Source organism: Heyndrickxia oleronia (assembly GCF_017809215.1).
Lineage (GTDB): Bacteria > Bacillota > Bacilli > Bacillales > Bacillaceae_C > Heyndrickxia > Heyndrickxia oleronia.
Map to the genome: position 1 here is coordinate 1,946,905 of NZ_CP065424.1, position 12,650 is coordinate 1,959,554.

General features: G+C 36.5%; 8 protein-coding genes and 2 pseudogenes. All 10 read left to right on the top strand.

The features are described 5' to 3' along the window. The first annotated feature begins 55 nt into the window (after positions 1-55). Positions 56-2,119 (top strand): sigma-54 interaction domain-containing protein, encoded by a 2,064-nt coding sequence (locus I5818_RS09740; protein WP_058002243.1) that lies wholly within the window; start codon positions 56-58, stop codon positions 2,117-2,119. A 145-nt stretch (positions 2,120-2,264) separates the two neighbouring features. Further along, positions 2,265-3,167 carry a phosphate butyryltransferase gene (gene yqiS, locus I5818_RS09745; protein ID WP_058002244.1) on the top strand — a complete coding sequence of 301 codons (903 nt, stop codon included), beginning with the start codon at positions 2,265-2,267 and terminating at the stop codon, positions 3,165-3,167. A gap of 21 nt (positions 3,168-3,188) precedes the next feature. Then, entirely contained in the window at positions 3,189-4,286 is a 1,098-nt protein-coding gene (bcd, locus tag I5818_RS09750) for a branched-chain amino acid dehydrogenase (protein WP_058002245.1), read from the top strand. Between the two features lie 102 nt (positions 4,287-4,388). Beyond that, positions 4,389-5,507, top strand: a complete 1,119-nt coding sequence (buk, locus tag I5818_RS09755; protein WP_058002246.1) for a butyrate kinase — start codon at positions 4,389-4,391, stop codon at positions 5,505-5,507. A 27-nt stretch (positions 5,508-5,534) separates the two neighbouring features. Then, on the top strand, positions 5,535-6,959 hold the full coding sequence (lpdA, locus tag I5818_RS09760) for a dihydrolipoyl dehydrogenase (protein WP_058002247.1): 1,425 nt from the start codon (positions 5,535-5,537) through the stop codon (positions 6,957-6,959). A 29-nt stretch (positions 6,960-6,988) separates the two neighbouring features. Then, a complete protein-coding gene (locus I5818_RS09765) occupies positions 6,989-7,987 on the top strand; it encodes a thiamine pyrophosphate-dependent dehydrogenase E1 component subunit alpha (RefSeq protein WP_058002248.1) in 999 nt (332 codons plus the stop codon). A gap of 28 nt (positions 7,988-8,015) precedes the next feature. Next, a complete protein-coding gene (locus I5818_RS09770; protein ID WP_058002249.1) occupies positions 8,016-8,999 on the top strand; it encodes an alpha-ketoacid dehydrogenase subunit beta in 984 nt (327 codons plus the stop codon). Positions 9,000-9,053: 54 nt separating this feature from the next. Continuing rightward, positions 9,054-9,203: pseudogene (locus I5818_RS26425) on the top strand (biotin/lipoyl-containing protein); the annotation flags it as partial. 165 nt (positions 9,204-9,368) lie between these two features. Continuing rightward, a pseudogene (locus tag I5818_RS09775) lies at positions 9,369-10,328 on the top strand (dihydrolipoamide acetyltransferase family protein); the annotation flags it as partial. 481 nt (positions 10,329-10,809) lie between these two features. Beyond that, positions 10,810-12,645: a methylmalonyl-CoA mutase family protein gene (locus I5818_RS09780; RefSeq protein WP_235849546.1), complete on the top strand. Its 1,836-nt coding sequence runs from the start codon at positions 10,810-10,812 to the stop codon at positions 12,643-12,645. Positions 12,646-12,650 lie beyond the last annotated feature (5 nt).

A 12,650-nucleotide genomic window follows, 5' to 3' on the forward strand; every position in this document is an offset into this window, starting at 1 on the left:
TTCTAAACATAAAATAATAGTATGAAAAATTTTGCATATTTAGGGAGGAACAAAATTGCAGAATGTTCTATTAGTTGGAGGAGGCAAGGGCGGAGCAGCAATTTTGAAAATGCTTCTTGGTAGTAACAATTTTAGGATACAGGCGGTTATTGATCGAAATATAAATGCTAGGGCAATCCAATTGGCAGAAAAAAAAGGAATCCCTACAGGAAGCAATTGGAGAGATTTTTATAATGACTCGATTGATATTATAATTGAAGTCACAGGTGATCAAAATGTATTCCAAGAAATTTTAGAAGTAAGAAGTAAACAAACTGTCTTAATTCCTGGCAGTGTTGCATATTTAATTGCTACTTTAATGGAGGAAAAAGAAGGATTAATTACAGAATTACAAAATGAGACATATAAACACCATTTAATTTTAAACTCTACTGATGATGCTATGGTTGTGATTGATACAGATGGAATGATCATTTTCTTTAATAAAAGTGCAGCCCGTATGACAGGTGTTCCTGTATCACAAGCAATTGGAAAACATATTCATGAAGTCATTCCAAAAAGTAAATTGCCGAGAATTATTTCAACTAAAAGAATAGAAAGTAATCAAGAATCCGTTCTTGAAAATGGAAAAAGAATTATCACCACAAGAATTCCAATGACGAACGATCGTAATGAAGTGATCGGAGCCATTGCCGTGTTTAAAGACATAACGGAGGTTGTTAATCTAGCTGAGGAAATAACAAATCTGAAAGAAATTCAAACAATGTTAGAAGCAATCATTCAGTCAAGTGATGAAGCAATTTCCGTTGTTGATGAGAATGGACGCGGGATATTAATTAATCCTGCATATACAAGAATTACCGGGCTACCAAAAGAACAAGTAATTGGCCAGCCGGCCACAGCAGATATCTCTGAGGGAGAAAGTATGCATTTAAAGGTCATTCAAACACGCCGAGCAATAAGAGGTACAAAAATGCGTGTTGGCCCGATGAAAAAAGAGGTAATCGTTAATGTTGCACCAATTATAGTAGATGGAATTTTAAAAGGAAGTGTAGGAGTCATTCACGATGTTTCCGAGATTCAATCCCTTACAAAAGAATTAAATCGCGCAAGACAAATCATTCGGAACTTAGAAGCTAAGTATACCTTTGAAGATATTATTTCTAATTCTGATGAAATGAACATTGCGGTGGAACAGGCAAAGTTAGGGGCAAAAACGCCTGCAACCATTTTACTAAGAGGGGAATCTGGGACAGGTAAGGAGTTATTCGCACATGCAATACATAATGCAAGTGATCGAAAATATAATAAATTTATCCGTGTGAACTGTGCAGCTATTTCAGAATCTTTATTGGAAAGTGAATTATTTGGCTATGAAGAAGGAGCCTTTTCTGGTGCAAAACGTGGCGGAAAAAAAGGTTTGTTTGAAGAAGCTAATAATGGGAGTATTTTCCTTGATGAAATTGGTGAATTAAGTGCGAATACTCAGGCAAAGTTATTGAGGGTTTTACAGGAAAACGAAATTGTACGTGTTGGCGGTACAAATGCTATCCCGATAAATGTTAGAATCATTGCTGCTACTCATGTCAATCTTGAGAAAGCGATTGCTGATCGCTCGTTTCGCGAAGACTTGTATTATCGTTTGAATCGAATGCCGATTCATATTCCTCCTTTAAGAAATAGAAAAGAGGAAATTCCATTATTGTGTGATAAGTTGATTCATAAGTTAAATCAAGACTATGGTAGGAATGTTGAAGGAATAACTGAGCAGGCAATTGTAAAACTAATGGAATATGATTGGCCAGGAAATGTTCGAGAACTAGAAAATATCCTAGGACGTGCCATAATATTTATGGGCTATAATGAAGTGCAATTGGATAGTAGGCATATTATGGATTTAACCAGCCACCAAGCAAAGCCATTAGAATCACCTTTAAAAATAACAATTGATAAGGATCTAACATCATTAGTAGATCAGTATGAAAAAAATATTATTAAACAAGTGTTAGAGCAAAATAATGGCAATAAAACAGCAACGGCAAAGCAATTAGGTGTTTCAATTAGAAATCTATATTATAAAATTGAAAAATATAATCTTGCAAATATAAACATGCAATAATTTGCATGGTGAGAAAAATATTGCACGCAGAGATAAGTGTATATTTTTTATTAGTTGCTATGAACATGCTATAATAATTTTTGGTATGAAAATTGCATGATATCTATTTGGTGGAAGAATAAGAAAAGGGGTTGAGGCAACGAACATGAATTTAGACGGAGTAATAAAAAAAGCAACCCAACAAAATAAGGCAAAAGTGGCAATTGCAGCCGCTGAGGATTACGAGGTATTGGAAGCGGTTTCACTCGCTGTGGAACATCGACTGGCTAGTTTTTTATTATACGGATCGGAAAAAGGGATTTACGAATTAATCGATCGCAATTTTCCGCAGCTAATTGGCCATGAGGATATTGCAATTATTCATGCCGAATCTAATGATGAAGCAGCTAAATTAGCTGTGCTTGCAGTGGGGAGTGGTAATGCTCACGTTCTAATGAAAGGAAATATTCCTACAGCTAAGTTATTGAAAACAGTATTAAAAAAGGAATATGGACTAAGAACGGGGAAAGTTTTATCACATGTTGCTGCTTTTGAAGTACCAGCATTTGACCGTTTAATATTTGTATCAGATGCTGCTATGAATATTGAGCCTGATGTTGAACAAAAGGCTCATATTATAAACAATTCTGTTCAAATTGCTCGTGCAACTGGAATTGAACTTCCAAAAGTTGCAGTTTTGGCAGCAGTGGAAGTAATTAATCCTACAATGAAAGCAACATTAGATGCAGCAGCACTAACACAAATGAATAATAGGGGGCAAATTAAAAATTGTCTCGTTGATGGACCACTTGCACTTGATAATGCTATTTCTCTTGAAGCCGCAGAGCACAAAGGGATTCATAGTGAAGTTGCGGGTCAAGCGGATATTCTATTAGTACCAACTATTGAAACGGGAAACTCCCTTTATAAATCATTAATTTATTTTGCTAAGGCAAAAGTTGCTGCAGTTATAGCTGGTGCAAAAGTACCAATTGTATTAACATCAAGAGCAGATAGTGCCGAGAATAAATTATATTCACTAGCACTTGCAATATGCTCATCAAATTAAGTTGAAATGGAGAGAGATGAAATGAAAATTTTTGAATACATGGGTAAATATGATTATGAACAATTATTATTCTGTCAGGATGAACAATCTGGATTAAAAGCCATTATTGCTATTCATGATACAACTTTAGGACCTGCATTAGGTGGGACAAGAATGTGGACTTATGCATCAGAGGATGCAGCAATTGAAGATGCACTTCGTTTAGCAAGAGGAATGACCTATAAAAATGCTGCAGCAGGTTTGAACTTAGGTGGAGGAAAAACTGTCATTATTGGTGATCCACGTAAAGACAAGAACGAAGAAATGTTCCGTGCCTTTGGTCGCTTTATTCAAGGGTTAAATGGTCGATATATTACAGCTGAAGATGTAGGAACAACAGTAGCTGATATGGATTTAATTCATGAAGAAACTAATTTTGTAACAGGAATTTCTCCTGCATTCGGATCTTCAGGTAATCCATCACCTGTAACTGCATACGGTTGCTACGTAGGTATGAAAGCTGCTGCTAAAGAAGCTTTTGGATCAGATTCACTTGAAGGGTTAACGGTTTCAGTACAGGGTGTAGGAAATGTTGCTTTCGAATTATGCCGTTATTTGAATGAGGAAGGCGCTAAACTAATTGTTACTGATATTAATAAAGAAGCGGTACAAAGAGCTGTTGAACAATTTGGAGCGAAAGCTGTAGATCCTAATGATATTTATGGTGTTGAAAGTGATATTTTTGCACCGTGTGCACTAGGAGCAATTATTAATGATGAAACTATTCCACAATTAAAGGCAAAAGTTATTGCTGGATCAGCAAATAATCAATTAAAAGAAACTCGTCATGGTGATCAAATTCATGAGATGGGCATTGTCTATGCACCAGATTATGTCATTAATGCTGGTGGTGTTATTAATGTAGCGGATGAATTATATGGATATAATCATGAACGTGCTATGAAAAAGGTAGAAGGAATTTATCAAAATGTGGCAAAAGTAATTGAAATTTCAAAGCGTGACGCAATTCCTACTTACATGGCAGCTGATCGTATGGCAGAAGAAAGAATTGCAAAGGTTTCAAAATCTAGAAGTCAATTTTTATTAAATAGCAAACATATTTTAAGCAATCGTGCTTAAGCAACAACTGGTTTCATCCATCAATGAATCAGCATCAAGCTGGTTCATTGATGCTGTTTGTGAAAAAAATAATTCTTCACATCTTTCGCGTTAAGAAAGTAAATGGAGGTAACAGCTTTGTCGCATAACGAACACAGAATATTAGTGATTAACCCTGGATCAACTTCGACTAAAATTGGTGTCTTTGTAAATGATCATTCTATTTTTGAAAAAACAATCCGTCATGATTCACAATTCATACAATGCTTTCATAAAATAGCTGACCAATATGAATTTCGTAAAAAAACCATTCTTGAAACATTAGATGAAGAAGGGATAAACTTATCTCGTTTAGATGCTATATGTGGAAGGGGTGGCCTGCTTCGCCCTATTGAAGGAGGAACCTATACAGTAAATAAAGAGATGCTAGATGATTTACACTCAGGATATGCAGGCCAACATGCATCAAATCTCGGGGGGATATTAGCATATGAGATAGCTACTGCATTAAATATTCCTGCATTTATCGTTGATCCAGTTGTTGTTGACGAGCTGGAGCCCCTTGCAAGAATATCTGGTTTTTCATTAATTGAACGCAAAAGTATATTTCATGCATTAAATCAAAAAGCCGTTGCAAGACGAGTCTCTAAGCAATTAGGAAAAAAATATGAGGAATTAAGTGTTATTGTTGTTCACATGGGTGGAGGCATTACAGTTGGTGTACATAAAAATGGTAGAGTGATCGATGTAAATAATGGTTTACATGGTGAAGGGCCATTTAGTCCTGAGCGAGCAGGTACGGTTCCAGTTGGTGATCTTATCGATCTTTGTTTTTCTGGGATGTATTATCGTGAAGAAATTATGAAGAAAATCGTGGGTCAAGGTGGTTTAGTTGGCTACCTAGGGACAAATGATGCGATTGAAGTAGAAAAAATGATTGAACATGGTGATGAAAATGCAAAGCTTGTCTATGATGCGATGGCATACCAAGTAGCCAAAGAGATCGGATCTGCAAGCGCTGTTTTAAAAGGAAAGGTCGATGCGATCATTTTAACAGGCGGTCTTGCATACGGAAAAGAGTTTGTAAGTAAAATTCGCGAGTATATTAATTGGATAGCAGATGTTATTGTACAACCAGGTGAAGATGAGCTTCAAGCATTAGCTGAAGGAACTTTACGCGTCCTCATAGGTGAAGAACAAGCAAAAGAATATACGAATGATAAAATTGTTCATAAAATGTAAAATGTGAGTAAGTTAGGAGGAATATTTTTGGCACAAGAATATGATTTAGTCATTTTAGGTGGTGGAACTGGTGGTTATGTTGCCGCCATTCGAGCATCACAATTAGGGCTTAAAACAGCGATTGTTGAGAAAGGGCTTTTAGGCGGTACATGTTTACATAAAGGTTGTATACCAAGTAAAGCTTTACTACGCAGTGCAGAAGTGTATGCAACTGCTAAAAAAAGCGAGGATTTTGGAGTTGAAATAGGAGAAGTACAGCTTAATTTTCCACGTGTGCAAGAACGAAAAAATCAAATTGTTGATCAACTACATCGTGGCGTTCAACATTTGATGAAACAAGGAAAAATTGATGTTTACGAAGGAATTGGTCGAATTTTAGGACCATCTATCTTCTCCCCGATGCCTGGAACAATTTCTGTAGAAATGAACAATGGTCAAGAAAATGAAATGCTTATTCCTAAAAATGTGATTATTGCGACAGGCTCTCGTCCTCGATCACTTCCAGGATTAGAGTTTGATGGGGAAAAAATTCTTTCATCTGACGAAGCACTCAGTTTAACTGAATTACCAAAATCAATTATTATTGTTGGTGGTGGTGTGATTGGTATTGAGTGGGCATCGATGTTAAATGATTTTGGTGTAGAAGTTACAGTCATTGAATATGCTGATCGAATTGTTCCAACTGAAGATCATGAAATTTCGAAGGAAGCAGCGCGGATCTTAAAGAAAAAAGGGGTGAAAATTGTAACCTCTGCAAAAGTTCTTTCTGAATCCTTACAGATTGAAAATACACAAGTTTCAATTTCTGCTGAAGTAAAAGGTGAACAACAAAGTTTTAAAGGAGAAAAAATTCTTGTTTCAGTAGGACGCCAAGCAAATACTGAAAATATCGGGTTACAAAACACTGAAATTCAAGTAGAAAAAGGATTTATCCAGGTAAATGAATATTTTCAAACGAAGGAATCACATATATATGCAATCGGTGATGTGATTGGTGGCTTACAATTAGCCCATGTTGCTTCACATGAAGGAATTGTTGCTGTCGAACATATTGCTGGGGAAAAACCAGATCCAATCGATTATTCTTTAATTTCTAAGTGTATTTATAGTAATCCTGAAATGGCAAGTGTCGGTCTTACAGAACAGGAAGCAAAGGATAAAGGCTATCATCTGAAAGTAGGGAAATTCAATTTTAGAGCAATTGGTAAAGCTTTAGTTTATGGAGAAGCAGATGGTTTTGTGAAAATCATTGCAGACAAAGATACAGATGATATTCTTGGTGTTCATATGATTGGTCCACATGTGACAGATATGATTTCTGAAGCGGGACTTGCTCGTGTTCTGGATGCCACTCCATGGGAGGTTGCGCATACTATACATCCGCACCCATCATTAAGTGAGGCAATTGGAGAAGCAGCGTTAGCTGTTGACGGCAAAGCGATTCATTCATAAAATTAGATTTTATTAGGAGGTAGGAAACTATGACTGAAAATCGACATAAAGCTTTAGGTTTATCGGACGAAACCGTTTTAGAAATGTATGAAACAATGTTAATGGCACGCCGTATTGATGAACGAATGTGGTTGTTAAACCGTTCAGGAAAAATACCATTTGTTATTTCCTGTCAGGGACAAGAAGCTGCACAAGTTGGTGCAGCATTTGCTTTAGACCGTGATAAGGACTATGTCCTTCCTTATTATCGTGATTTAGGAGTTGTCTTAGCATTTGGAATGACTCCTAAAGAACTGATGTTATCTGGATTCGCTAAGGCAGAAGATCCAAACTCTGGGGGGCGCCAAATGCCAGGCCATTTTGGACAAAAGAAAAATCGTATTGTAACAGGATCCTCTCCTGTAACTACTCAAGTGCCACATGCAGTAGGGATCGCTTTAGCAGGTAAAATGGAAAAGAAAGATTTAGTTACATTTGTGACATTTGGTGAAGGCTCTTCCAATCAAGGTGATTTCCATGAAGGAGCAAACTTTGCAGGAGTTCATAAATTACCTGTAATTTTTATGTGTGAAAACAATAAATATGCGATTTCAGTTCCTATTGAACGTCAGTTAGCCTGTGAAAAAGTATCTGATCGTGCAATTGGGTACGGAATGCCTGGAGTAACAATTGATGGAAATGATCCATTAGAAGTATATAAAGCGGTGAAAGAAGCTGCTGATAGAGGAAGAAAAGGTGAAGGACCAACACTAATTGAAGCCATTTCTTACCGTCTAACTGCTCACTCTTCAGATGATGATGATCGTGCATATCGTTCACAAGATGAAGTTGCAGAAGCGAGAACCAAGGATTCCATCATTACATTTGGTGCTTATTTAAAGGAAGTCGGTGTGTTGAATGATGCACTTGAAAAAGAAATAAATGATCGTGTGATGAAGATTGTCAATGAAGCGACAGATTACGCTGAGAATGCACCTTATGCAGATCCTGAGGATGCATTGAAGTATGTCTATGCTAAAAGTGAATAATTTTTAGGAGAACAGGAGGGAACAAAAAATGCCAGTTATTTCATATATAGATGCAGTTACAATGGCAATTCGAGAAGAAATGGAACGTGATTCACGTGTATTTGTTTTAGGAGAAGATGTTGGTAAAAAAGGTGGGGTATTCAAGGCCACACAAGGACTTTATGATCAGTTTGGTGAAGAGCGTGTTATTGATACCCCATTAGCAGAATCGGCAATTGCAGGTGTCGGAATTGGAGCAGCGATGTATGGAATGAGACCTATTGCTGAAATGCAGTTTGCTGATTTTATCATGCCTGCTGTTAATCAAATTATTTCAGAAGCAGCGAAGATACGTTATCGTTCGAATAATGATTGGAATTGCCCAATGGTTATTCGGGCACCGTATGGTGGTGGTGTTCATGGTGCATTGTATCATTCTCAATCTGTTGAAGCAGTGTTTGCTAATCAACCAGGATTGAAAATTGTTATGCCATCGACTCCATATGACGTCAAGGGATTACTAAAGGCTGCAATCCGTGATGAGGACCCTGTTATATTCTTTGAGCATAAACGTGCATACCGTCTAATCAAGGGAGAGGTTCCTGATGATGATTATGTCCTACCAATTGGGAAGGCAGATGTTAAGCGTGAAGGTGATGACATCACGGTTATTACATATGGATTAAGTGTCCACTTTGCCTTACAAGCGGCAGAAAGGCTTGCTCAAGATGGAATTGAAGCTCATATTTTGGATCTTCGTACTGTCTATCCATTAGATAAAGAGGCAATTATTGAGGCAGCTTCAAAAACTGGAAAAGTTTTATTAGTAACCGAGGACAATAAAGAAGGTAGCATCATGAGTGAGGTTTCTGCGATTATTGCGGAAAATTGCTTGTTTGATTTAGATGCTCCAATCATGCGCTTGGCAGGTCCTGATGTTCCGGCTATGCCATATGCTCCGACAATGGAAAAGTATTTTATGGTTAACCCTGATAAAGTTGAAAAAGCAATGAGGGAATTAGCTGAATACTAATACTGATCAATAGATGACAAGGAGGTACCCTTAATGACACTAGAAAAAATTACGATGCCTCAACTAGGGGAAAGTGTAACAGAAGGTACAATAAGTAAATGGCTTGTCTCCCCGGGAGACCATGTAAATAAATATGACCCGCTAGCTGAAGTGATGACAGATAAAGTAAATGCAGAAGTACCATCTTCTTTTACAGGGGTAATTAAAGAGTTAATTGCTGAAGAAGGTGATACTCTTGAAGTAGGTCAAGTGATTTGTACGATGGAAGTGGAAGGAAATGCAACGGCTACAGCTTCTTCAGATAGCGAGGAGAAGATAGAAAAAGATAAAAAGGATTCTGCACCATCACAAGAAATAAAGGAAAACAAAGGAAAAGCACGTTACTCACCTGCTGTTCTTAAGCTTTCACAGGAGCACGATATTGATCTAACGCTAGTTGATGGTACAGGTAAAGATGGTCGGATTACAAGAAAAGATTTACTTAAAATCATTGAGTCTGGAAATATTCCAAAGGCAAGTAATGAGGCAACAGTACAAACTAATCAAACGGTAGAAAATAAACCTGCAGCACCTGTAGCTGCTGTTGCTGCGAAGCCATCTACACCAACTGTTAATATTCCAACATTGCCAGGGGATATTGAAATCCCTGTTAGTGGGGTTCGAAAAGCAATTGCAAACAATATGTTAAGAAGCAAGCATGAAGCACCACATGCTTGGACAATGATGGAAGTTGATGTAACAAACTTAGTGGAGTATCGTGATTCCATCAAATCAGACTTCAAAAAACGTGAAGGATTTAATATCACTTATTTTGCTTTCTTTGTTAAGGCAGTAGCACAAGCCCTAAAAGAATTCCCACAAATTAACTCAATGTGGGCTGGTGACAAAATTATTCAAAAGAAAGATATTAATATTTCAATAGCGGTTGCTACGGATGATGCATTATTTGTTCCTGTTATTAAAAATGCAGACGATAAATCAGTCAAAGGAATCGCAAAGGAAATATTTGATTTAGCAAATAAAGTTCGTACGGGAACATTAAAAGCAGATGAAATGCAAGGTGGAACATTTACTGTGAATAACACAGGTTCATTTGGTTCTGTCCAATCAATGGGGATCATTAATTATCCACAAGCTGCAATTCTACAGGTTGAATCGATTGTGAAACGACCAGTTGTAATGAATAATGGGATGATCGCAGTTCGCGACATGGTGAACCTATGTATGTCCCTAGATCATCGTGTTCTTGATGGATTAATTTGTGGTAGATTCCTTCAACGTGTAAAACAAATTCTTGAAAATATTTCAAACGAAACGTCTGTTTACTAATAATAAATACTTGTAGAGAACTCGTCATTATGACGGGTTCTTTTTTGTAGGCTCTTTTCTCAAACTTTGTAGCTATTTAGGATAATAGGAATAAATCGAAGAACTTTCCTGTAAAATATAGACCCCTTAATTAGGTGTAAAAAGCATGCAGTAGCCTTTTACATAAGGTAACAAAACATACAAAAACAGCCTTTGCAATATATATACTATTTGTACATGAAGGAGCCATTATTCTCATTTTTCGTATAGAAATGTCTTTCAACATAAGTATGAGAGACAATTTTAGTCTATATATGGAATAATATTCCTCAATATAGGCAGGAAGGACAATTACTGCTCCATTAAAACAAACTTAGAATAAATCGGGAAAAAGTAGATTGAAAACTTTATTTATATTAAAATAATATTAGGTAATTCATAATCTATTTTATTTTATAAAAATTGCAATCGTTTACAACGGACAAAGGGGGTTTAACAGGTGATGAATGTAAAGGACATAAAGCAAAAGAACTTTCCTGTTCATTCCATAGAAGATTGGGAAGAAGCAGTTAAACAATCACTAAAGGGTAGGGGTATATCAACTAAAGATACGTATGAAAATATTGCTTTGAAACCTTTATATACAGTTGAAGATATTGATCAAACAAAAATAGAGCAGATTCCTGGTACAGGTTTCCATACAAGAGGATTCGATGAGCTTGGAAGGAAGCAGTATGGATGGAAAATTGCCCAACAAATAAAGAAAAGTAGCTGGGAAGATCTTTACCCGATGCTTCAAAATTTTATGCAAAGAGGGCAGGAAACCATTGTATTTGACGTCGATCAAGTCGATGATTTTGATCAAATTAATTTTTTTGATCTAAAAGGAATTGAGTTTCGAAAGGTACCTCTTTTCTTACCAACAAAGAACCATTTTAAAGGCTTGTTGGAAAAACTGTTGAGGCATCCAGAGAAGGAAAATATAAACGGTTTTGTAGGAACCGATATAATTTCACGTAAAATTGCTAAAGGGGATATAGTGAACCTGGATGATAGGGAATTGAATGAATGGATCATACAAATCAAGCAAGCAGATAATGAGTTTCCAAAATTAAAAACAATATTAATAGACACAGCCCCCTATCATAATGCTGGGGCAAATGCTATACAGGAAATTGCCATTGCTCTTGCGGAATCGATATTTTATATAGAAAGCTTAAAGGATGAACAATGGGAACCAGAAAGAATTGCTGAAAAACTAGTTTTTCACTTTTCAATAGGTGCGAACTTTTTTATGGAAATTGCTAAGCTTCGCGCATTTCGCAGATTATGGTCTACAGTAGCAAATGCTTATCAATTACCTAAAGAATATCAGCATGTGACCACTAGTGCAGAAACTTCTTCATTAACGAAATCCATTTTGGATCCATATGTCAATCTCTTAAGAGCTGGCAATGAAGCATTCGCGGCTGTAATTGGTGGGATTGATTTTCTTCATGTCGCAGCATTTGATGAGGCCTATGCAGAATCAAATGAGTTCTCAGCTCGGATTGCAAGAAATATTCAATGGATCCTAAGAGAAGAAGCTCATTTAAGTAAAGTCATCGATCCTGCAGGCGGCTCTTATTATATTGAATCCCTTACGAATGAAATTGCCAGTAAAGCATGGGAGCTATTTCAATTAATCGATGCGAAAGGTGGAATAATTGACGTTCTTAAATCAGACTGGATTCAAGATGAAATCAATCAAGTATTGGAAAAAAGACAGAACGCAATAGCTACTGGTAAGCAATCATTAATTGGAACCAATGTGTATGTTAATTTAGCAGAACCAATCACTTTCCCAGCTGAATTTCATAAACACAATGCGAACACTTCAGTAAATAGATTATCTGAGCCATTTGAAAGGCTAAGAAAAAAATCTTATCAACTAGAACAAATGGGAGTATCTCCTCATGCAGGAATGATCTGTTTAGGACCATTAAAGGATCATAAAGCACGGGCAGATTTTGCAACTGGATTTTTAGCTTCTGGTGGGATAAAAGCTACATGGAGCAAGGAATGCATGAATATAGATGATATGCAGACCTTCATGAGAGAAACCAACTACTCATATTATTGTGTTTGTGGAAATGATGAAGTTTATCAATTATTTTTAGGGAAATATGAAACTTGGTTTTCAAAAAATAATCGAAAACCAATCATTGATATTGTTGGGAACATTACAACTGAATTATTTTCACAACTGAAGAATAAGGGTATCTCTGGATCAATTAATAAAAATCAAAATAGGATCGAAAAATTAACCGCGTTGTTGTCATTATGGGAGGTGGAATAGGTGGG

Coding starts and splice junctions, on each gene's coding strand:
- yqiS (WP_058002244.1), top strand. CDS start 2,265: ATGAATTTAGACGGAGTAATAAAAAAAGCAACCCAACAAAATAAGGCA.
- bcd (WP_058002245.1), top strand. CDS start 3,189: ATGAAAATTTTTGAATACATGGGTAAATATGATTATGAACAATTATTA.
- buk (WP_058002246.1), top strand. CDS start 4,389: ATGGAGGTAACAGCTTTGTCGCATAACGAACACAGAATATTAGTGATT.
- I5818_RS09765 (WP_058002248.1), top strand. CDS start 6,989: ATGACTGAAAATCGACATAAAGCTTTAGGTTTATCGGACGAAACCGTT.
- I5818_RS09770 (WP_058002249.1), top strand. CDS start 8,016: ATGCCAGTTATTTCATATATAGATGCAGTTACAATGGCAATTCGAGAA.
- I5818_RS09780 (WP_235849546.1), top strand. CDS start 10,810: ATGAATGTAAAGGACATAAAGCAAAAGAACTTTCCTGTTCATTCCATA.